The sequence below is a fragment of the Rhizobacter sp. P5_A1 genome (assembly GCF_056400745.1).
In genome coordinates, this window is the sequence record NZ_JBFUKR010000008.1 from 51,959 (window position 1) to 71,875 (window position 19,917).

Sequence of the window (19,917 nt, forward strand, 5' to 3'; positions counted from 1 at the left end):
ACCGCATGCGATCCTCCTCCCGCTCGACCCTGTTTCGCCCCACCCTCGTTTGCATCACACTGGCCGCGGCCCTCCAGGCCGGTTCGGCATGGGCGGTCGAGCCGTTTGCGGTCAAGGACATCCGGGTCGAGGGCCTGCAACGCAGCGACGCCGGCACCGTGTTCGCGTCGCTGCCGTTTCGCATCGGCGAGACCTACACCGATGAGAAGGGCGCCGCCGCGCTGCGCGCGCTGTTCGCGACCGGCCTCTACAAGGATGTGCGCATCGACATCGACGGCACGGTCGTCGTCGTGATCGTCGAAGAGCGGCCGGTGATCGCGAACATCGACTTCGTCGGCCTGAAGGAGTTCGACAAGGACCAGCTGACCAAGGCGCTGCGCGACTTCGGCATCAGCGACGGCCAGCCCTTCGATCGTGCATTGGCCGACCGCGCCGAGCAGGAGCTGAAGCGCCAGTACCTGACGCGCAGCCTGTACGGCGCCGAAGTCGTGACGACCGTGACGCCGCAGGAACGCAACCGCGTGAACCTCAGCTTCACGGTCACCGAAGGTGCGCCCGCGAAGATCAGCGAGATCCGGATCACCGGCAACCAGGCGTTCTCGGAGAGCACCCTGGTCGGCCTGTTCGACCTGAACGCCGGCGGCTGGCTCAACTTCTACACGAAGGCGGATCGCTATTCGCGCGCCAAGCTCGATGCCGATCTGGAAACGCTGCGCGCCTACTACCTGAACCGCGGCTACCTCGAGTTCAATGTCGAGTCGACCCAGGTCGCGATCTCCCCCGACAAGCAGGACATCACGATCACGATCAACGTGAAAGAGGGCCAGCCCTACACGGTGACCGGCGTCAAGCTCGAGGGCGACTACCTCGGCAAGGAAGACGACTTCAAGACCCTCGTGCAGATCAAGCCGGGCGAACCGTATCGCGCCGAGACCGTCACGCAGACGACGCGCCTGATCAGCGACCGCTTCGGCACCTTCGGCTACGCGTTCGCGAAGGTCGAGGCGCGCCCCGAGATCGATCGCGCGAACGGCACCGTCGCGCTGACGATCACCGCCGAGCCTTCGCGCCGTGTCTACATCCGTCGCATCAATGTTGCCGGCAACACCAAGACGCGCGACGAGGTGATCCGCCGCGAGTTCCGCCAGTTCGAATCGAGCTGGTACGACGGCCGCAAGATCAAGCTCTCGCGCGACCGTGTCGACCGGCTCGGCTTCTTCAGCGAGGTCAACGTCGACACCAACGAAGTGCCGGGCACCGCCGACCAGGTCGACCTGACGATCACGATCAAGGAGAAGCAGACCGGCAACCTGCAGATCGGCGCCGGCTTCTCGTCAGCCGACAAGCTTTCGCTCTCGGGCTCGATCAAGCAGGAGAACGTGTTCGGCTCGGGCAACTACCTCGGGGTCGAGCTGAACACGAGCAAGTACAGCCGCACGCTGGTGGTCAGCACCATCGACCCGTACTTCACGGTCGACGGCATCTCGCGCTATGTCGATGTGTTCTACCGCACGCAGCGTCCGATCAACAGCCAGGGCGAGGAGTACAAGCTCGTCACGCCGGGCGCCTCGATCCGTTTCGGCGTGCCGTTCAGCGAGTACGACACGGTGTTCTTCGGCATCGGCTTCGAGCAGACCAAGATCGAGGGATCGAACCTGCCGGTCAACTACCGCAACTACGTGACCGAGTTCGGCGCGAGCAGCAACTCGGTGCCGCTGACGATCGGTTGGTCGCGCGACAGCCGCGACAGCGCGCTGGTGCCGACGGCCGGCCGCCTGACGAGCCTGAACTTCGACTGGGGCCTGACCGGCGAGGCCAAGTACCTGCGCACGAACGCGAAGTTCCAGCAGTACCTGCCGCTGTCGAAGCGCTTCACGTTCGGCTTCAACGCCGATCTGTCCTGGGGCAAGGGACTGGGCGGTCACCCGTATCCGATCTTCAAGAACTTCTTCGGCGGCGGCCTGGGCAGCGTGCGCGGCTTCGACCAGAACTCGCTCGGCCCGGTCGACGTGACGGGCGCCTACATCGGCGGCAACCGCAAGTTCAACATGAACAGCGAGCTGTACCTCCCGATCCCCGGCACCGGCAACGACCGCACCTTGCGCTGGTTCACGTATGTCGACGTCGGCAATGTCTGGGGCGAAAACGACAAGCTGACCGCCGACAGCCTGCGCGCCTCGGCCGGCCTGGGCCTGACCTGGGTCTCGCCGGTCGGCCCGCTGAAGCTGAGCTACGGCACGCCGATTCGCAAGAAGCCAGAAGATAGAATTCAGCGTCTTCAATTCCAGATCGGGACAGCGTTCTAATGAAAAGCTCTTCTCTCAAGGCCGGTGTCGCGCGCTTCGCTGCGCTTGCCGCGCTGACGCTCGTGGCGACGGCCGTCGTGCACGCCCAGGAAGTGAAGATCGGCTTCGTCAACAGCGATCGCGTGCTGCGCGAGGCGACGCTGGCGAAGGCGGCGCAGACCCGCCTCGAGACCGAGTTCTCGAAGCGCCAGAAGGAAGGCGAAGACGCCGCGACCAAGCTGAAGGCCGCGGCCGACAAGCTCGACAAGGATGCGCCCACGCTCAGCGAGGCGGAGCGCAACCGGCGCCAGCGCGATCTCGTCGAACAGGACCGCGAACTGCAGCGCAAGCGCCGCGAGTTCCAGGAAGACCTGAACCAGCGCAAGAACGAAGAGCTCGCCTCGGTCGTCGAGCGTGCGAACAAGGTCGTCAAGCAGATCTACGACACCGAGAAGTTCGACCTGATCCTGCAGGGCGATGTCGTGGTCTTCGCGAGCGCCCGCGTCGACATCACCGACAAGGTGATCAAGGCGCTGAACGCGCAAGGCGGGAAGTGATCTCGGTGTGGCTGATGTCGCCGGTGTCGGTCTGCACGAACTCGTCGCCGCGCTCGGCGGCGAACTGATCGGCGGCGCGGCGGCCGTCGCCGGCGCGCGCATCGACCGCATCGGCCCGTTCGAAGGCGCGACGCCTTCGACCATCACCTTCGTTGCGAACGCGCGGCTCGAGCCGCTGCTCGCGGTATCGAGCGCCGGCTGCGTGATCGTCGGCCCGGCACTGCGCGACACCGCGTTGCTGCGCGGCGCGGCGATCGTCACGCCTGACCCGTACCTGTACTTCGCGAAGCTCACCCAGTGGTGGGCGGCGCGCACCCGCGCGCCGGCGCCCGCAGGCATCCACCCGAGCGCGGCCGTCGATCCGTCGGCGCGCATCGCGGCCAGTGCGTCGATCGGCGCGCTGGCGGTGATCGAGGCCGATGCGGTCATCGGTGAAGGCGTCGTGATCGGCGCGCACGGCTTCGTCGGCCGCGGCGCGCGCATCGGCGCCGGCACGCGCTTCGCCGCGCGAGTGACCTTCAACGAGCGCTGCGTGATCGGCGCGCGCGGCATGATCCACGGCGGCGCGGTGATCGGTGCCGACGGCTTCGGCTTCGCGCCGACCGAAGGCCGCTGGGAGAAGATCGAGCAGCTCGGCGCGGTGCTGATCGGCGACGATGTCGACATCGGCGCGAACACCTGCATCGACCGCGGCGCGCTGGGCGACACCGTGATCGGCAACGGCGTCAAGCTGGACAACCTGATCCAGGTCGGCCACAACGTGCGCATCGGCGACCATTCGGCGCTGGCCGGCTGCGTCGGCATCGCGGGCAGCGCGATCATCGGCAAGCACGTGACGATCGGCGGCGCCGGCATGATCGCCGGCCACCTCGAGATCGCCGACCACGTGCACATCTCGGGCGGCACGTTGGTCAGCCACTCGATCAAGAAGCCGGGCCACTACACCGGCGTGTTCCCCATCGACGACAATGCCGCCTGGGAAAAGAACGCCGCAACGCTGCGCAACCTCTATCGCTTGCGCGAGCGCGTGAAGGCGCTGGAAGCCTCGGGCAGGGCGGCCTCAGACAAGAACGACACGGGCACACCATGAGCATGGACATCCACGAAATCCTGAAGCGGCTGCCGCACCGCTATCCGTTCCTGCTCGTCGACCGCGTGCTCGAGCTCGACAAGGGCCAGCGCATCGTCGCCCTGAAGAACGTCACGATGAACGAGCAGTTCTTCACCGGCCACTTTCCGAACCGCCCGGTGATGCCGGGCGTGATGATCCTCGAGGCGCTGGCGCAGGCCGCGGCGATCCTCGCGTTCGACAATGCCGGTGTGATGCCGGACGACAAGACGGTCTTCTATTTCGCCGGCATCGACAACGCGCGCTTCAAGCGCCCGGTCGAACCGGGCGACCAGCTGATGCTGCACGCAACGCTCGAGCGCAGCCGCGCCGGTATCGTGAAGTTCGCGGCGTTCGCGAAAGTCGGCGACACCGTCGCCGCCTCCGCCGACCTGATGTGCACGATGCGCCGGGTTGATTGAGCTCCCGACTTCCTGACGCGCGCTGCGCCTTCGGACCATGGCGAACATTCACCCCACCGCGATCGTCGAGCCCGGCGCCGAGCTGGACGACGGTGTCAGCGTGGGCGCCTACAGCATCGTGCGCGAGCACGTGCGCATCGGCGCCGGCACGACGATCGGCCCGCACTGCGTGATCGAGGGCCGCACGACGATCGGGTGCGACAACCGCGTCTTCCAGTTCTGCTCGATCGGCGCGATCCCGCAAGACAAGAAATACGCAGGAGAAGACACCGAACTGGTGATCGGCGACCGCAACGTGATCCGCGAGTTCTGCACCTTCAACCTCGGCGTGCCACAGGCCGGCGGCATCACCCGCGTGGGCAGCGACAACTGGATCATGGCCTACACGCACATCGCACACGATTGCGAGGTCGGCAACCACACCACGCTGGCCAACAACACCACGCTCGGCGGCCATGTGCATCTGGGTGACTGGGTGACGATCGGCGGGCTGACCGGCATCCATCAATTCGTCAAGATCGGCGCGCACGCGATGGCGGGTTTCGGCAGCGCGGTGACGCAAGACGTGCCGCCCTACATGATGGTCGACGGCAACCCGCTCTCGGTGCGTGGCTTCAACATCGAAGGCCTGCGCCGCCGCGGTTTCGGACCCGAGCGCATCGCGGCGGTCAAGCAAATGCATCGGCTTCTGTACCGCGACGGTCTGACCTTCGATGCCGCGCGCGAAGCGATCGCCGCCCTCGCCGCCACGAGGCCCGAGGCCGCTGCCGAGGTCGCGCTGATGGATGAGTTTCTTGCGCAAGTGACGCGCGGCATCGCGCGTTGAGATGGCAGCGATCGATCTTCAAGCCCCTCGCTTCGCGATGGTGGCGGGCGAAGCTTCGGGGGATCTGCTGGGCGGCCTGCTGCTCGCGAGCTTGAAGGGGCGCTGGCCGCAACTCCAGTCCGGGGGCATCGGCGGCCCGAAGATGGTCGAGCAGGGGTTCGAGGCCTGGTGGCCGCACCACAAGCTCGCGGTCAGCGGCTATGTCGAGGTTCTGAGCCACTACCGCGAAATCTCGGGCATCCGCAACCAGCTGACCGAGCGGCTTTTGCGCGCCGACGCAGCGACGCGCGCCGATGTGTTCGTCGGCATCGACGCGCCCGATTTCAACCTCGACCTCGAGGCGAAGCTGAAGGCGAGCGGCATGAAGGCGATCCACTTCGTCAGCCCGTCGATCTGGGCCTGGCGCGGCAAGCGCATCGAGAAGATCCAGCGCGCGACCGACCTGGTGTTGTGCCTGTTCCCGTTCGAGCCGGCGATCTACGCGAAGCAGGGCGTCGCCGCGGCGTATGTCGGGCACCCGCTGGCCGACGTGATCCCGCTCGAGGTGCCGCGCGCCGCGGCGCGCGCGGGCCTGGGGATCGCGCCGGACGAGGTCGTCGTCGCGTTGCTGCCAGGCAGCCGCCGCGCCGAGGTCCAGTACATCGCACCGCGCCTGCTGCAGGCCGCCGCGGTGATGCACCGCGAGCGTCCCGGGCTGCGCTTCGTGCTGCCGGTCGTGCCGGGACTGCGCCACGTCGTCGAGCCGCTGCGCAAGCAGTACGCGGCCGACGCCCGCATCGACCTGCTCGACGGCCATTCGCACGACGCGCTCGCCGCCTGCGACGTGACCCTGATCGCCAGCGGCACCGCGACGCTCGAGGCGGCGCTGTTCAAGCGTCCCATGGTCATCACCTATGTGATGCATGCGCTGAACTGGCAGATGATGAAGCGCATGAGCTACCAACCCTGGGTCGGGCTGCCGAACATCCTGCTCGGCGACTTCGTGGTGCCCGAATTCCTGCAGGGCGACGCGACACCCGAGCGGCTCGCGCACGCCGGCCTCGCGTGGCTCGACGATCCCGTACGCTGCGCGGCGTTGCGCGAGCGTTTCGACGCGCTGCACCGCGAGCTGCGCTGCAACACCGGCCAGAAAGCCACCGATGCGATCGAAACGGTACTCGCGGCCTGAGCAGCTCGGACTGGTGTTCGACGTGCCCGGCCTGATCGCCGGCGTCGACGAGGCCGGCCGCGGACCGCTGGCCGGGCCGGTCGTCGCGGCCGCGGTGATCTTGGACGACTTGAAGCCGATCCGCGGCCTGAACGATTCGAAGCTGCTGACGCCGCTGGCGCGCGAGCGTCTGAACGTCCAGATCCACGCGAAGGCACTGTGCTTCTGCATCGCGCAGGCCAGCGTCGAAGAGATCGACCAGTTGAACATCCTGCAGGCGACGCTGCTGGCGATGCGCCGGGCGGTCGAGGGACTGCGGCTGCGGCCGAACAAGGTGCTGGTCGACGGCAACCAGCTGCCGCGGCTGAAGATCGCGGCCGAGGCGGTGATCGGCGGCGATGCGAAGGTCAAGGCGATCTCGGCCGCGTCGATCCTCGCGAAGGTCTACCGCGACCAGTTGTGCCAGGCGCTGCACCTGGAGCACCCGCAGTACGGCTTCGACGGTCACAAGGGCTACGCGACGCCCGAGCACCTCGCGGCGCTGAAGGAGCACGGCGTGTGCCGGCACCACCGCCGCAGCTTCGCGCCGGTGCGCGAGCTGCTCTGACGCGCTTTCCGCATGGCCGCCGCGAACATCAAGGCGATCACGTCGCGCGACAACCCATTGCTGATGCGGCTGCGCAAGCTCGCGGCCGATCCGGCGGCCTATCGCAAGCTCGGCGAGATCTGGATCGAGGGCGAGCATCTGTGTTCGGCCTTCGTGCACCGCGGCGGCTCCGCTGCGCAGGCGGTGATCACCGAGGCGGGCTGGCAGACGCCGGCGCTGCGCGATCTGGCGGGCCAGGCTGCGTCGGTCGCGGTGATCCCGGCCGCGCTGATGGCCGGTCTGAGCGCGCTCGAATCGCCGGCGCCGTTGGGTTTCGCACTGCCGTGGGGTGGACCCGGCGAGCTCGACGCGCAAGCGCCCAGCGTGGTGCTCGACCGGCTGCAGGATGCCGGCAACGTCGGCAACATCCTGCGCAGCGCGAGCGCGTTCGGGTTCACGCAGGTCGTCGCGCTCAAGGGCACCGCCGCGCTGTGGTCGCCGAAGGTGCTGCGCGCCGGCATGGGCGCGCACTTCGCGCTGCGGCTGGTCGAGATGGCGGGCGAGGATGGCCTCGCGCCGCTCGCGCTGCCGCTGCTCGCGACCAGCTCGCATGCCGCGCGTGCGCTTCACGAGGCCACGCTGCCGTGGCCGTGCGCGTGGGTGCTCGGCCATGAAGGGCAGGGCGTCTCGGCGGCGCTGCTGCAGCGCTGCGCCGAGTCGCTGCGCATCCCGCAACCGGGCGGCGAGGAGTCGTTGAACGTCGCCGCCGCGGCGGCGGTGTGCCTCTACGAATCGGCCCGCCAGCGAGGCTGACGGGCCCCTCGGCGAGCGAGTACGTTCGCCGGTCCCCCAAGGGGATGCGGGCCGGCTTGGGGCGGCCCGGCGCTCGGCCCGCGCCGTCAGTACATCAACCGGTCCGGCCGCAGATCGCGCAGGATCGTCGTCGCGATCTCCTCGATCGACTTGTGCGTCGACGAGAGCCACGCGATCCCTTCGCGCCGCATCATCGTCTCGGCTTCCTTGACCTCGTAGCGGCAGTTCTCGACCGCCGCGTACTTGCTGCCGGGCCGGCGCTCGTTGCGGATGTGGCTCAGGCGTTCGGGATCGATCGTCAGCCCGAAGCACTTCTGCTTGTACGGCGCCAGGCTGGACGGAATCGCGCCGCGATCGAAGTCTTCCGGGATCAGCGGGTAGTTCGCCGCCTTGATGCCGTGCTGCATCGCGAGGTACAGCGAGGTCGGCGTCTTGCCGCTGCGGCTGACGCCGACCAGGATCACATCGGCGCTCGCGAGGTTCTTCGCCGACTGGCCGTCGTCGTGCGCGAGCGAGTAGTTGATCGCCTCGATCCGGTCGGTGTACTCCTGGCTCTTCGAGACATCGACGAAGCGGCCGACGCGGTGGTTCGAGGTCATGCCGAACTCGGCCTCGAGCGGCTCGATGAAGGTGTTGAACATGTCCAGCACCATGCCCTTCTGCTCGGTGCCCGGGCTGGCGCCCTTCAGGATCCCGAGAATCTCGGGGTTGACCAGCGTGATGAAGACGATCGGCTTGCGGCCCTCGGTGTCGGCGGTGTGGTTGATCTCGCGCAGCACCTGGTGGGCCTTGTCGGCCGTGTCGATGAAGGGCCGGCGCACATGGCGCGCCTTCACCGCGAACTGCGACATGATCGAATGGCCGAAGGTCTCGGCGGTGATGCCGGTACCGTCTGAAACAAAAAACACGCTGCGATTGGCCATGGTGGAGGGGATCGGTGGGCGGGTTGAGGGTCGCTGTGATGATAGGCAGTTCGCCCGTAAAATCGGCCCCAATCTTCGATTCCGCCCGCCGATGAACGCCACCCCCTGCCGCGCCCAACCCGATCACGGGTGTGCGAGCGCGCGGGCTGGCGGGGCCCTCGAGCGCTGCTCGGGCCGGCTGTGTTGCGATCGCGAAGCACCGATTTTTCACCATCCCGGAGCTCTCCCATGTCAAGCAACCCACTGGCGACCGCCCTGGTCGTGCCGTTTGAACACCTGAGAATGACCGATGTCGAGTCGGTGGGCGGCAAGAACGCCTCGCTCGGCGAAATGATCAGCCAGCTGGCCGCCTCGGGCGTGCGCGTGCCGGGGGGCTTCGCGACGACGGCCCACGCGTTCCGGCAGTTCCTGCGCCACGAAGGCCTGGCCGCACGGATCGAGGCGCGCCTGGCGACCCTGAACACCGACGACGTGCGCGCACTCGCCGCGGCGGGCGCCGAGATCCGCCACTGGATCGAGTCGACGCCATTCCCGCCTGAGCTCGACGCGGCGATCACGCAGGAATTCGCGAAGCTCAGCGCCGGCTCGCCCGGCGCATCGTTCGCGGTGCGTTCGTCGGCGACCGCCGAAGACCTGCCCGACGCGTCGTTCGCCGGCCAGCAAGAGACCTTCCTGAATGTCGTCGGCATCGCCGACGTGCTCGCGAAGATGAAGGAGGTGTTCGCGAGCCTGTACAACGACCGCGCGATCAGCTACCGCGTGCACAAGGGCTTCGCGCACAGCGATGTCGCACTCTCGGCCGGCGTGCAGCGCATGGTGCGTTCCGACCTCGGCGCGGCCGGCGTGATGTTCACGATCGACACCGAGTCCGGCTTCTCCGACGTCGTCTTCATCACCTCGAGCTACGGTCTCGGCGAAACGGTCGTGCAGGGCGCCGTGAACCCGGACGAGTTCTACGTGCACAAGCCGGCGCTGCGTGCGGGCAAGCGCGCGATCATCCGCCGCAACCTCGGCTCGAAGCTGATCAAGATGGAGTTCGCGACGAGCGAAGAGAAGGCGGCAACCGGCCAGCTCGTGAAGACCGTCGACACGCTGCACGAGCAGCGCAACCGCTATTCGCTGAGCGACGCCGATGTCGCCGAGCTCGCCGGCTACGCGCTGACGATCGAGGCGCACTACGGCCGCGCGATGGACATCGAATGGGGCCGCGACGGCGTCGACGGCAAGCTCTACATCCTGCAGGCCCGGCCCGAGACCGTGAAGAGCCAGCAGGAAGGCAAGGCCGAGCAGCGCTTCAAGCTCAAGGGAGACAACTCGAAGAGCACCGTGCTCGCCGAAGGCCGCGCGATCGGCCAGAAGATCGGGACCGGCCCGGTGCGCATCGTGCACAGCATCAAGGACATGGACACCGTGCAGGCCGGCGACGTGCTTGTCACCGACATGACCGACCCGAACTGGGAGCCGGTGATGAAGCGCGCCAGCGCGATCGTCACGAACCGCGGCGGCCGGACCTGCCACGCGGCGATCATCGCGCGCGAGCTCGGCATCCCGGCGGTCGTCGGCTGCGGCAACGCGACCGAGGTGCTGAAGGAGGGTGCGCTCGTCACCGTCGCCTGCTCCGAAGGCGACACCGGCTACATCTACGACGGCCTGCTCGAGACCGAGGTCAGCGACGTGCAGCGCGGCGAGCTGCCGCCGTGCCCGGTGAAGATCACGATGAACGTCGGCAACCCGCAGCTGGCGTTCGACTTCGCGCAGATGCCCAACAGCGGCGTCGGCCTCGCGCGGCTCGAGTTCATCATCAACAACAACATCGGCGTGCACCCGAAGGCGATCCTCGACTATCCGAACATCGACAGCGACCTGAAGAAGGCGGTCGAGAGCGTCGCGCGCGGGCACGCGTCGCCGCGCGCGTTCTACGTCGACAAGCTGACCGAAGGAATCGCGACGATCGGCGCGGCGTTCTGGCCCAAGCCGGTGATCGTTCGCTTGTCCGACTTCAAGAGCAACGAGTACCGCAAGCTGATCGGCGGTTCGCGCTACGAGCCCGAAGAAGAAAACCCGATGCTCGGCTTCCGCGGCGCGTCGCGCTACGTCAGCGAGGAGTTCGGTGAGGCCTTCGCGATGGAGTGCGAGGCGCTGAAGCGCGTGCGCAGCGAGATGGGCCTGACCAACGTCGAGATCATGGTGCCGTTCGTGCGCACGCTGGCGCAGGCCAAGGCCGTCGTCGGCATGCTCGCCGACCGCGGCCTGAAGCGCGCCGCCGACGGAGGCACCGACGGCCTGCGCGTGATCATGATGTGCGAGATCCCGAGCAACGCCGTGCTGGCCGAAGAGTTCCTCGAGCACTTCGACGGCATGTCGATCGGCTCGAACGACCTGACCCAGCTGACGCTCGGCCTGGACCGCGACTCCGGGATGGAACTGCTCGCGAAGGACTTCGACGAACGCGATCCGGCCGTCAAGTACCTGATCTCGCGCGCGATCAAGGCCTGCCGCGCGGCCGACAAGTACGTCGGCATCTGCGGCCAGGGGCCGAGCGATCATCCGGATTTTGCGAAGTGGCTCGCCGACGAGGGCATCGTCTCGATCTCGCTGAACCCGGATTCGGTCGTCGAGACCTGGCGCCGCCTCGCGGCGCACTGAACCGGCTGCAGGCGCGCCTACAGGACCAGCATCATCTGGTCCTTGGCGAAGTACCGGCCCTCGACGCAGATCGCGTGCGGCAGGCTGCCGTAGCGGATGAAGCCGAAGCGCTCGTAGAGCCCGATCGCCGGCAGGTTGCCGGCGGTCACCGTCAGCGTCAGCAGCTCCAGGCCTTCGGCGCGGCGCGCCAGCGCCAGGCATTCGGCGAGCAGGCCACGGCCGACGCCGCGGCCCTGCCACGCGTCGCGCACCATCATGCCGACGATGTGGCTGATGTGGCGCACCTTGATGCGCGCGTCGCGCTCGCAGCCGATCGCACCGACGAGCTCCGCGCCGTCCCAGGCGCCGAGCGTGAACTCGCCGCCTTCCGGTCGTTCGAGGCCGAGCCGCGTGCGGTAGCTTTCGGGGCCGCGCCGCTGCGCCTCGGCGGCATCAGAACTGAAGGCCGACGGGTGGGCCGCGAGCATCGCGTCGCGCAAATCCTTGTAGGCCGGCAGATCGACCGGCATGAGGCGGCGGATTGCGATCGGCTCGGTCATCGGCGGGGGGGGCTCGCTCAGCCGCCGATGTAGTGCATCTCGACGCGGCGCTCGCCGCCCGTCGCGGCCGGCGCGCCGGCGCTGCGCAACTCCGAGTAGCGATCGCCGCGCGCTTGCCAGATCAGGCCGATCGCCGCGGCGATCTGCGCGTCGCTGTAATCGCCGCGCAGCAGGGCGCGCAGGTCGTGGCCGTGGCTCGCGAACAGGCACAGGAAGAGCTTGCCCTCGGTCGACAGCCGCGCCCGGTTGCAGTCGGCGCAGAAGGCTTGCGTGACGCTCGAGATCACGCCGACCTCGCCGTCGCCGTCGGCATAGCGCCAGCGCTCGGCGGTTTCGCCGAGCGTGTTCGCCGCGATCGGCTGCAGCGGCAGTTCGGCGGCGATGCGCCGGATCACCTCGCGCGAGGGCAGCACTTCGTCCATGCGCCAACCGTTCGTCGCACCGACGTCCATGTATTCGATGAAGCGCAGCACCGCGCCGCTGCCCTTGAAGTGCCGCGCCATCGGCAGGATCTGGTCGTCGTTGGTGCCGCGCTTGACGACCATGTTGATCTTGATCGGGCCGAGGCCGACGCGCCGCGCCGTGTCGATGCCCGCCAGCACCTCGGCGACCGGGAAGTCGGCATCGTTCATGCGGCGGAACACCGTGTCGTCGAGCGCATCGAGGCTCACGGTCACGCGCTGCAACCCGGCCTCCTTGAGCGCCTGCGCCTTGCGCGCGAGCACCGAACCGTTCGTCGTCAGGGTCAGATCGAGCGGCGCCCCGTCGGGCGTGCGCAGGCGGCTCAGCATGCCGACCAGCACCTCGAGGTTCTTGCGCAGCAGCGGCTCGCCGCCGGTCAGGCGGATCTTGCGCACGCCGTGCGCGACGAACAGCTTCGCGGCACGCGTGATCTCCTCGAAGCTGAGCAGCGACGAATGCGGCAGGAACGCGTAGCTCTTGTCGAACACCTCTTTCGGCATGCAGTAGCTGCAGCGAAAGTTGCAGCGGTCGGTCACCGAGATGCGCAGGTCGCGCAAGGGCCGGCCGAGGGTGTCGCCGAGCAGACCGTTCGGCTCGGCGGCGACCCGTGGCACCCGCGGAATGCTCGCGGCGTAGCGGTGGTCAGCGACGGGAATGATGACTTTCTCGGCCATGCGGCGATTGTGCCTGTGCGGGCTTGGCCGCGTGGGCGGCGCGGGAAGGTCGCGTCGTCGGATTAGCGCAGCGTGTGCGTCGGCGCCAATGTCTGCGTCATGACCGGCGTGGTCAGTGGCGCATCGGTCGCGGCCTGCTCGAGCACCGGCTCGGCGCGGCGTGCGCCGGTGAAGCGTTTGGCCCAGTAGACGAAGCGCATGTCTTCGACGCGCACCTCGCCGCCGGGCCGCGGGGCGTGGATGAACTTGCCGTCGCCGACATAGATGCCGACATGCGAGAAGGTGCGACGCAAGGTGTTGAAGAACACCAGATCGCCGGGCTGCAGCTCGTCGCGCTTGACCGCGACCAGCCCCGCCGCCTTGGCCTGCTCGTCGGCGCGGCGCGGCAGCACGAGGCCGAGGCTGGTCTCGAAGACCTGGCGCGTGAAGCCGCTGCAGTCGAAGCCGGCATCGGCGGTGCTGCCGCCGCGCCGGTAGCGCACGCCGAGGAAGTTCATCGCGGTCACGACCATGTCCGAGGCCTTCGCGCGAACCTGACTGACGAAGCCGCTTTCGCCGCCTGGCGCGACGGGCGCTGCACCGATCAGGCCCTTGTCCGCGAGGAAGCGGCCGAACGCGTCGGCAGCGGAGGCCGGAGCGGGCGGCGGCATGGGCGCGAAAGCGGCCGGCGCCGCGAGCGCCGCCGTCGACACCCAGGCGGCCAGTGCCCAAACCGTCGCGCAACGCGCAATCGCCAGGGGCCCGGACCAGGATGTCAGCATGGCGCGCAGGATACGGTATACCGGCACCCATCGTCAACAAGAAATATCAATCCCGACAGATACTTGGCGCTGTTTTGTGATGTCGGACCGAACTTTCCCGCGTGATCCGCAGCGCGCCGAGGCTGGGCAGCTTGCGCTATCGTCCGCTGATCTCTTCGGGAGCGATCCATGTTCAACGCCCTCCTGCTCGAAAAGCCCGAATCCGGTTTCAAGGCCTCGCTGCAAGCCGTCGACGCGGCCGGCTTGCCAGCCGGCGACGTGCTGGCGCGCATCGAGTACTCGACGCTGAACTACAAGGACGGCCTGGCGATCACGAACCAGGGCCCGGTCGTGCGCGCGTGGCCGATGGTTGCGGGCATCGACGGCGCCGGTGTCGTGCTCGAGAGCAGCCACCCGGCGTGGAAGACGGGCGATCGCTTCGTGCACAACGGCTGGGGCGTCGGCGAGACGCGCTGGGGTTGCCTGGCCGAACGTGCGCGGCTGATGGGCGACTGGCTCGTACCGCTGCCGACGGCGTTCACGACCGAACAGGCGATGGCGATCGGCACGGCCGGCTACACCGCGATGCTGTGCGTACTGAAGCTGCAGCGGCATGGCGTTGCGGCCGGGGACGGCGAGGTGCTGGTGACCGGCGCGACCGGCGGTGTCGGCAGCGTCGCGGTCGCGCTGCTCGGCAAGCTCGGCTACCGCGTCACCGCGGCGACCGGCAAGCCCGACGAAGCCGACTACCTGCGTGCGCTCGGCGCCACGAACGTCATCGACCGGGCCGAGGTGAGCGCGGCCGGCAAGCCGCTGCAGAAGGAGCGCTGGGCCGGCGTCGTCGACGCCGTCGGCAGCCACACGCTCGTCAATGCGCTCGCGCAGACGCGCTACGGCGGTGTCGTCGCGGCCTGCGGGCTGGCGCAGGGCTTCGATCTGCCGGCGACGGTGATGCCGTTCATCCTGCGCGGCGTCACGCTGGCCGGCGTCGACAGCGTGATGGCTCCGCTCGCGCTGCGGCGCGAGGCCTGGGAGCGCCTGGCCGTCGACCTCGACGCGGCGCGCCTGGCCGCGATCACCGAGGTCGTGCCGCTCGCGGCGGCGATCGAGAAGGCGCATGCGTTGATGCAGGGCAAGGTGCGCGGCCGCATCGTCGTCAAGATCTGAAGGTTTCACTCGGCACCACGGAGCCTTCGATGACACGCTACGCCGACTTCCACCGCCGTTCGCTCGAAGACCGCGACGGCTTCTGGGCCGAGCAGGCCGCGCTGATCGATTGGCAGCGGCCGTTCGAGCAGGTCTGCGACTACCGCGAGCCGCCGTTCGCGCGCTGGTTCGTCGGCGGCCAGACCAACCTGTGCCACAACGCGGTCGATCGGCATCTCGCGCAGCGCGCGGACCAGAACGCGCTGATCTGGGTCTCGACCGAGACGGACGAGGAGCATGTCTACAGTTATCGCGAACTGCACGCCGAGGTGCAGCGCATGGCGGCGATCCTGCTCAGGCTCGGGGTCAAGCAAGGCGACCGCGTGCTGATCTACATGCCGATGATCGCACCGGCCGCGTTCGCGATGCTCGCGTGCGCGCGCATCGGCGCGATCCACTCGGTCGTGTTCGGCGGCTTCGCGAGCGGCAGCCTGGCGAGCCGCATCGACGACGCGCAGCCGACCGTGATCGTCAGCGCGGATGCGGGCAGCCGCTCCGGCAAGATCATCGCGTACAAGCCGCTGCTCGACGAGGCGATCCGGCTCGCGACGCACAAGCCGGCGAAGGTGCTGCTGGTCGATCGCGGCCTCGCACCCATGGAACGAACCGCAGCGCGGGACGAAGACTACGCGGCGTTGCGCGAGCGCCATCTCGACGCCGTCGTGCCTTGCGTCTGGCTCGACTCGACCGCACCGAGCTACACGCTCTACACCAGCGGCACGACCGGCAAGCCCAAGGGCGTGCAGCGCGACACCGGCGGCTACGCGGTCGCACTCGCCGCGAGCATGAAGCTCATCTTTCGCGCCGGGCCCGGCGACACCTACTTCTGCACCAGCGACATCGGCTGGGTCGTCGGCCACAGCTACATCGTCTACGGCCCGCTGATCGCCGGCGTCGCGAGCGTCATGTACGAGGGCCTGCCGACGCGGCCCGACGGCGGCGTCTGGTGGAGCCTGGTCGAGAAGTACAAGGTCAACCACATGTTCAGTGCGCCGACCGCGGTGCGCGTGCTGAAGAAACAGGATCCGAAGTACCTGACGCAATATGACCTGAGCTCGCTGCGCGCGCTCTACCTTGCCGGCGAGCCGCTCGACGCGCCGACCGCGAGCTGGATCGCGCAGGCGATCGGCAAGCCGATCATCGACAACTACTGGCAGACCGAATCCGGCTGGCCGATCCTGACGATCGCGAACGGCGTGGAGCCGCTGCCGAGCCGCCTCGGCAGCCCGGGCTTCGCGATGTACGGCTACGACGTCAAGGTGATCGACGAGTCGAACGGCGCCGAGATCACCGAGCCGAACCGCAAGGGCGTGCTCGCGATCGCCGGGCCGTTGCCGCCCGGCTGCATGCAGACCGTGTGGCGCGACGATGCGCGCTTCGTGAAGACCTACTGGGGCGACTTCCCCGGCAAACAGCTGTACAGCACCTTCGACTGGGGCCTGCGCGACGCCGATGGCTATTTCTTCATCCTCGGCCGGACCGACGACGTGATCAACGTCGCCGGGCATCGCCTCGGCACGCGCGAGATCGAGGAGAGCATCTCGAGCCACGCGAGCGTCGCCGAGGTCGCGGTGGTCGGCGTCGCCGATGCGCTGAAGGGCCAGGTGGCGATGGCGTTCGCCGTGTTGAAAGATCCCGACAGCGCCGCCGATGCCGCGTCACAGCTTCGGCTCGAAGGCGAAGTCATGAAGACCGTCGACCGCCAGCTCGGCGCGTTGGCGCGGCCGGCCCGCGTGTTCTTCGTCGCGCTGCTGCCGAAGACACGCTCCGGCAAGCTGCTGCGTCGCGCGATCCAGGCAGTCTGCGAGCGGCGCGATCCCGGCGACCTCACGACGATGGACGACCCGGCCGCGCTGCAGCAGATCAAGACACTCGTCGATTCCTCGCACAACCCACCACCCCACCCATGACCGATACGACTGCCGCCGCCATCCTCCCGCCCGAACCGCTCGACGCCGCGGCCAGCGATCCGAACGTGATGGGCTGGATGCAAGGCGCGCCGCCGCCGCCCGATCTGCAGGTGCGCTTCGACGACGGCGGCATGTACACCTTCCCGAAGCTGCGCTGGGCCTATTCGAACATCCGGCGTCTGGTGCCGACGACGAACGTGGGGCGCGGCGACGGCCCGGTGCGCGTGCTGCCGCGTGCCGATCGCAACGATCTCGATCGCGTGCGCTTCACGCCGATCGGCCGCAGCGAGACGATGAGCTGGGCCGAGTCGCTGGCCGCGAACTACACCGACGGCATCGTCGTGCTGCACCGCGGCCGGATCGTCTGCGAGCGCTATTTCGGCGCGCTCGATGCGCAGCGACCGCACATCGCATGGTCGGTGACGAAGTCATTCTTCGGCTTGATCGCGGCGTCGCTGATCGCGGAGGGGCGCCTCGATCCGCAGGCGACGCTCGGGGCGTATGTGCCCGAACTCGCCGACAGCGGGCTGGGCGGCGCGACGCTGCGCCAGTTGCTGGACATGACGACCTCGATCCACTACTCGGAGGACTACACCGACCCGCAGGCCGAGATCTGGCAGCATGGCCGCGCCGGCGGCATCCTGCCGCGCACACCCGAGCAGATCGGGCCGGCGAGCTTCTACGAGTTCCTCGCGACACTGCGCCAGGATGGTCCGCACGGCCGGGCCTTCGCGTACAAGACCGTCAACACCGACGCGCTCGGCTGGGTGCTGCGCCGCGTGACCGGGCTGCCGCTCGGCGCGTTGCTGCAGCAGCGGATCTGGTCGCGCCTCGGCGCCGAGCAGGACGGCGACCTGATGGTCGACAGCACCGGTACCGAGTTCGCCGGCGGTGGCTTCAACTGCTGCCTGCGCGACCTTGCCCGCTTCGGCGAGATGCTGCGCAACGATGGCGTCTGGAACGGGCAGCAAGTGGTTCCGAAAGCGGCGATCGCCGACATCCGCGGCGGCGCCGATCCGGCGCATTTCGCGCAGGCCGGCTACGTGACCTTGCCAGGCGCAAGCTACCGCGACATGTGGTGGGTCACGCACAACGCGCACGGCGCGTACTGCGCGCGCGGCATCCACGGGCAGGGCGTCCACATCGATCCGCTGGCCGAGATGGTGATCGCGCGTTTCGCGTCGCACCACATCGCCGGCAACATGGGGATCGACCCGACGACACTGCCCGCGTACGACGCGCTCGCCCGGCATCTGCTGGCGGGTTGAATGGGGCACCCGGCGGCGGATACGCCGCCACCCGCCGAGCGGGTGCGGGCCGGCTTGGGGCGGCCCGGCGCTCGGCCCGTTATCGCTAAAGCACCTCGGACGCGAAGTCGGCGAGCCGCGAGCGCTCGCCGCGTGCCAGTGTCACGTGGCCCGAATGCGGCCAGCCCTTGAAGCGATCGACCGTGAAGGTCAGGCCCGAGCTGCCTTCGGTCAGGTAGGGCGTGTCGATCTGCGCGAGGTTGCCGAGGCAGACGATCTTCGTGCCCGGGCCGGCGCGCGTGATCAAGGTCTTCATCTGCTTGGGCGTCAGGTTCTGCGCCTCGTCGATGATCACGAACTTGTTCAGGAACGTGCGGCCGCGCATGAAGTTCAGGCTCTTGATCTTGATCTTGCTGCGCACCAGGTCGTTGGTCGCGGCGCGGCCCCACTCGCCGGCGCCGCCGTCGGTCTTCGACAGCACCTCGAGGTTGTCGTCGAGCGCGCCCATCCACGGGCTCATCTTCTCTTCTTCGGTGCCGGGCAGGAAGCCGATGTCCTCGCCAACGGGAACGGTCACGCGGGTCACGATGATCTCGGTGTAGCGGCGATCGTCCATCACCTGCGAGAGGCCCGCGGCCAGCGTCATCAGCGTCTTGCCGGTGCCGGCGGCGCCGGTCAGCGTGATGAAGTCGCACTCCGGATCCATCAGCAGGTTCAGCGCGAAGTTCTGCTCGCGGTTGCGCGCGGTCACGCCCCAGACGGCGTTCTTCTGGTGCGTGTATTCCTTCAGCGTGCGCAGCACCGCGGTCTTGCCGGTGATCTCGGTGACCTTCGCGTACAGCGGTGCAGCGCCCGGCGCTTCGAGAAAGACGAACTGGTTCACCAGCAGCACCGGCACCATCGGCCCGCTGATGCGGTAGTAGGTCAGGCCGCCTTGCTGCCAGCTCTCCATCGTCTTGCCGTGCTTGTCCCAGAAGTCGGCGGGCAGCGGCAGCACGCCGGTGTACAGCAGGTCGCCGTCCTCCAGCGTCATGTCGTTCAGGTAGTCCTCGGCCGGCAGGCCGAGCGCACGCGCCTTGATGCGCATGTTGATGTCTTTGGACACCAGCACCACGTCGCGTCCCGGCTGCTGCTCGCGCAGCGCCTGCACGACGCCGAGGATCTGGTTGTCGGCCTTGCCCTGCGGCAGGCCGCTCGGCAAGGTCACGTTGATCAGGTTGGTCTGGAAGAACAGCTTGCCGCCGGCCTCGCGGTGGCCGGTGCGTGCGAGCGACAACCCGTCGGACATGCCCGACGAATCGCGCGTGGGCATGCTCGCGGCCAACGCATCGAGCTCCCGGCTGACCTGGCGCGCGTTGCGCGAAACCTCGGTCATGCCGCGCTTGTGGCCATCGAGCTCCTCGAGCGTGATCATCGGCAGGTAGATGTCGTGTTCCTCGAAGCGGAACAGCGACGTCGGGTCGTGCATCAGCACGTTGGTGTCGAGCACGAACAGCGTTGCCGGGCCGTTGCCACGCGGCTTGCGCGCGCGCGTTTCGTGCTGCGGCTTGCGCGGCGCCGCGACCGGCGGCTTGGCCGGGATCACCGGCGCGGCCTTGGCAATCGCCGCGCCGGGTGCGGCCTGGCCGTCATACAACTCGACGACCGCCGGCGAGGCGGGTTCGGCCGCTGCGCGGGTCTTCTGAGGGCGTTTGCCTGGCTGGGGTGCCGCTTGGGAATCGAAGTCGGCGGCGCTGAGGAGGGAGGCTCGTTTGGCAGGCGGCTTGGGCAATGGCATGGGTGGTGGTTCGGCGGTCAGAAAACAAAAAAGCCGCACAGTCGGCTGC

Annotated in this window: 17 protein-coding genes; 12 read left to right on the forward strand and 5 right to left on the reverse strand. The window is 68.3% G+C overall.

Annotation, left to right across the window (positions count from 1 at the left end; genetic code table 11):
- Window positions 1-5 precede the first annotated feature (5 nt).
- From bamA to AC1DTW_RS10985, 8 genes are read left to right on the forward strand one after another with little or no spacing between them, the layout of a single operon-like run.
- Window positions 6-2,306 carry an outer membrane protein assembly factor BamA gene (gene bamA, locus AC1DTW_RS10950; protein WP_477981116.1) on the forward strand — a complete coding sequence of 767 codons (2,301 nt, stop codon included), beginning with the start codon at window positions 6-8 and terminating at the stop codon, window positions 2,304-2,306.
- Window positions 2,306-2,842: an OmpH/Skp family outer membrane protein gene (locus tag AC1DTW_RS10955; protein WP_477981117.1), complete on the forward strand. Its 537-nt coding sequence runs from the start codon at window positions 2,306-2,308 to the stop codon at window positions 2,840-2,842. Before bamA ends, AC1DTW_RS10955 begins: the two co-directional genes overlap by 1 nt.
- Before the next feature lie 7 nt (window positions 2,843-2,849).
- Entirely contained in the window at window positions 2,850-3,932 is a 1,083-nt protein-coding gene (gene lpxD / locus AC1DTW_RS10960; RefSeq protein ID WP_477981118.1) for a UDP-3-O-(3-hydroxymyristoyl)glucosamine N-acyltransferase, read from the forward strand.
- Between the two features lie 2 nt (window positions 3,933-3,934).
- Complete coding sequence (fabZ, locus tag AC1DTW_RS10965; protein ID WP_477981311.1) at window positions 3,935-4,372, forward strand: 3-hydroxyacyl-ACP dehydratase FabZ; 438 nt, start codon at window positions 3,935-3,937, stop codon at window positions 4,370-4,372.
- A gap of 37 nt (window positions 4,373-4,409) precedes the next feature.
- Window positions 4,410-5,198, forward strand: coding sequence for an acyl-ACP--UDP-N-acetylglucosamine O-acyltransferase (lpxA, locus tag AC1DTW_RS10970; RefSeq protein WP_477981119.1), 789 nt, complete (start codon window positions 4,410-4,412; stop codon window positions 5,196-5,198).
- A gap of 1 nt (window position 5,199) precedes the next feature.
- Window positions 5,200-6,366, forward strand: a complete 1,167-nt coding sequence (gene lpxB / locus AC1DTW_RS10975) for a lipid-A-disaccharide synthase (RefSeq protein WP_477981120.1) — start codon at window positions 5,200-5,202, stop codon at window positions 6,364-6,366.
- On the forward strand, window positions 6,338-6,952 hold the full coding sequence (gene rnhB, locus AC1DTW_RS10980; RefSeq protein ID WP_477981121.1) for a ribonuclease HII: 615 nt from the start codon (window positions 6,338-6,340) through the stop codon (window positions 6,950-6,952). The genes lpxB and rnhB overlap by 29 nt, the downstream gene beginning before the upstream one ends.
- Before the next feature lie 12 nt (window positions 6,953-6,964).
- Window positions 6,965-7,744, forward strand: coding sequence for a TrmH family RNA methyltransferase (locus AC1DTW_RS10985; protein ID WP_477981122.1), 780 nt, complete (start codon window positions 6,965-6,967; stop codon window positions 7,742-7,744).
- An 86-nt stretch (window positions 7,745-7,830) separates the two neighbouring features.
- On the opposite strand, the gene ppsR is transcribed toward AC1DTW_RS10985, so the two are convergent.
- Window positions 7,831-8,667 carry a posphoenolpyruvate synthetase regulatory kinase/phosphorylase PpsR gene (gene ppsR, locus AC1DTW_RS10990; protein WP_477981123.1) on the reverse strand — a complete coding sequence of 279 codons (837 nt, stop codon included), beginning with the start codon at window positions 8,665-8,667 and terminating at the stop codon, window positions 7,831-7,833.
- Window positions 8,668-8,895: 228 nt separating this feature from the next.
- Here ppsR and ppsA point away from each other — a divergent pair, with 228 nt between their 5' ends.
- The gene (gene ppsA, locus AC1DTW_RS10995; RefSeq protein ID WP_477981124.1) at window positions 8,896-11,313 is read left to right on the forward strand and encodes a phosphoenolpyruvate synthase; all 2,418 of its coding nucleotides are present in this window, start codon (window positions 8,896-8,898) and stop codon (window positions 11,311-11,313) included.
- Between the two features lie 17 nt (window positions 11,314-11,330).
- On the opposite strand, the gene AC1DTW_RS11000 is transcribed toward ppsA, so the two are convergent.
- The 3 genes from AC1DTW_RS11000 to AC1DTW_RS11010 form a co-directional block, all read right to left on the reverse strand.
- A complete protein-coding gene (locus AC1DTW_RS11000) occupies window positions 11,331-11,852 on the reverse strand; it encodes a GNAT family N-acetyltransferase (RefSeq protein WP_477981125.1) in 522 nt (173 codons plus the stop codon).
- Window positions 11,853-11,869: 17 nt separating this feature from the next.
- Window positions 11,870-12,988, reverse strand: coding sequence for a GTP 3',8-cyclase MoaA (gene moaA / locus AC1DTW_RS11005; protein ID WP_477981126.1), 1,119 nt, complete (start codon window positions 12,986-12,988; stop codon window positions 11,870-11,872).
- A gap of 62 nt (window positions 12,989-13,050) precedes the next feature.
- Window positions 13,051-13,638 (reverse strand): C40 family peptidase, encoded by a 588-nt coding sequence (locus AC1DTW_RS11010; protein WP_477981127.1) that lies wholly within the window; start codon window positions 13,636-13,638, stop codon window positions 13,051-13,053.
- Window positions 13,639-13,917: 279 nt separating this feature from the next.
- Here AC1DTW_RS11010 and acuI point away from each other — a divergent pair, with 279 nt between their 5' ends.
- Genes acuI through AC1DTW_RS11025 form a run of 3 tightly spaced genes read left to right on the forward strand, consistent with a single transcriptional unit; the run spans window position 13,918 to window position 18,112 of the window.
- Window positions 13,918-14,895 (forward strand): acrylyl-CoA reductase (NADPH), encoded by a 978-nt coding sequence (gene acuI, locus AC1DTW_RS11015; protein ID WP_477981128.1) that lies wholly within the window; start codon window positions 13,918-13,920, stop codon window positions 14,893-14,895.
- A 29-nt stretch (window positions 14,896-14,924) separates the two neighbouring features.
- Complete coding sequence (locus AC1DTW_RS11020; protein ID WP_477981129.1) at window positions 14,925-16,844, forward strand: propionate--CoA ligase; 1,920 nt, start codon at window positions 14,925-14,927, stop codon at window positions 16,842-16,844.
- Window positions 16,841-18,112 (forward strand): serine hydrolase domain-containing protein, encoded by a 1,272-nt coding sequence (locus AC1DTW_RS11025; RefSeq protein WP_477981131.1) that lies wholly within the window; start codon window positions 16,841-16,843, stop codon window positions 18,110-18,112. Before AC1DTW_RS11020 ends, AC1DTW_RS11025 begins: the two co-directional genes overlap by 4 nt.
- A gap of 85 nt (window positions 18,113-18,197) precedes the next feature.
- Here AC1DTW_RS11025 and AC1DTW_RS11030 read toward each other — a convergent pair whose 3' ends face one another.
- Window positions 18,198-19,868, reverse strand: coding sequence for a PhoH family protein (locus AC1DTW_RS11030; RefSeq protein ID WP_477981133.1), 1,671 nt, complete (start codon window positions 19,866-19,868; stop codon window positions 18,198-18,200).
- Window positions 19,869-19,917: the final 49 nt, after the last annotated feature.

Excerpts from the sequence above, each read along its gene's own strand:
- AC1DTW_RS11000 (WP_477981125.1), bottom strand. The coding sequence starts at position 11,852 with ATGACCGAGCCGATCGCAATCCGCCGCCTCATGCCGGTCGATCTGCCG.
- lpxB (WP_477981120.1), top strand. The coding sequence starts at position 5,200 with ATGGCAGCGATCGATCTTCAAGCCCCTCGCTTCGCGATGGTGGCGGGC.
- AC1DTW_RS10955 (WP_477981117.1), top strand. The coding sequence starts at position 2,306 with ATGAAAAGCTCTTCTCTCAAGGCCGGTGTCGCGCGCTTCGCTGCGCTT.
- ppsR (WP_477981123.1), bottom strand. The coding sequence starts at position 8,667 with ATGGCCAATCGCAGCGTGTTTTTTGTTTCAGACGGTACCGGCATCACC.
- moaA (WP_477981126.1), bottom strand. The coding sequence starts at position 12,988 with ATGGCCGAGAAAGTCATCATTCCCGTCGCTGACCACCGCTACGCCGCG.
- bamA (WP_477981116.1), top strand. The coding sequence starts at position 6 with ATGCGATCCTCCTCCCGCTCGACCCTGTTTCGCCCCACCCTCGTTTGC.
- AC1DTW_RS10985 (WP_477981122.1), top strand. The coding sequence starts at position 6,965 with ATGGCCGCCGCGAACATCAAGGCGATCACGTCGCGCGACAACCCATTG.
- AC1DTW_RS11025 (WP_477981131.1), top strand. The coding sequence starts at position 16,841 with ATGACCGATACGACTGCCGCCGCCATCCTCCCGCCCGAACCGCTCGAC.
- rnhB (WP_477981121.1), top strand. The coding sequence starts at position 6,338 with ATGCGATCGAAACGGTACTCGCGGCCTGAGCAGCTCGGACTGGTGTTC.
- fabZ (WP_477981311.1), top strand. The coding sequence starts at position 3,935 with ATGGACATCCACGAAATCCTGAAGCGGCTGCCGCACCGCTATCCGTTC.
- acuI (WP_477981128.1), top strand. The coding sequence starts at position 13,918 with ATGTTCAACGCCCTCCTGCTCGAAAAGCCCGAATCCGGTTTCAAGGCC.
- lpxA (WP_477981119.1), top strand. The coding sequence starts at position 4,410 with ATGGCGAACATTCACCCCACCGCGATCGTCGAGCCCGGCGCCGAGCTG.
- AC1DTW_RS11020 (WP_477981129.1), top strand. The coding sequence starts at position 14,925 with ATGACACGCTACGCCGACTTCCACCGCCGTTCGCTCGAAGACCGCGAC.
- ppsA (WP_477981124.1), top strand. The coding sequence starts at position 8,896 with ATGTCAAGCAACCCACTGGCGACCGCCCTGGTCGTGCCGTTTGAACAC.
- AC1DTW_RS11030 (WP_477981133.1), bottom strand. The coding sequence starts at position 19,868 with ATGCCATTGCCCAAGCCGCCTGCCAAACGAGCCTCCCTCCTCAGCGCC.
- AC1DTW_RS11010 (WP_477981127.1), bottom strand. The coding sequence starts at position 13,638 with ATGCCGCCGCCCGCTCCGGCCTCCGCTGCCGACGCGTTCGGCCGCTTC.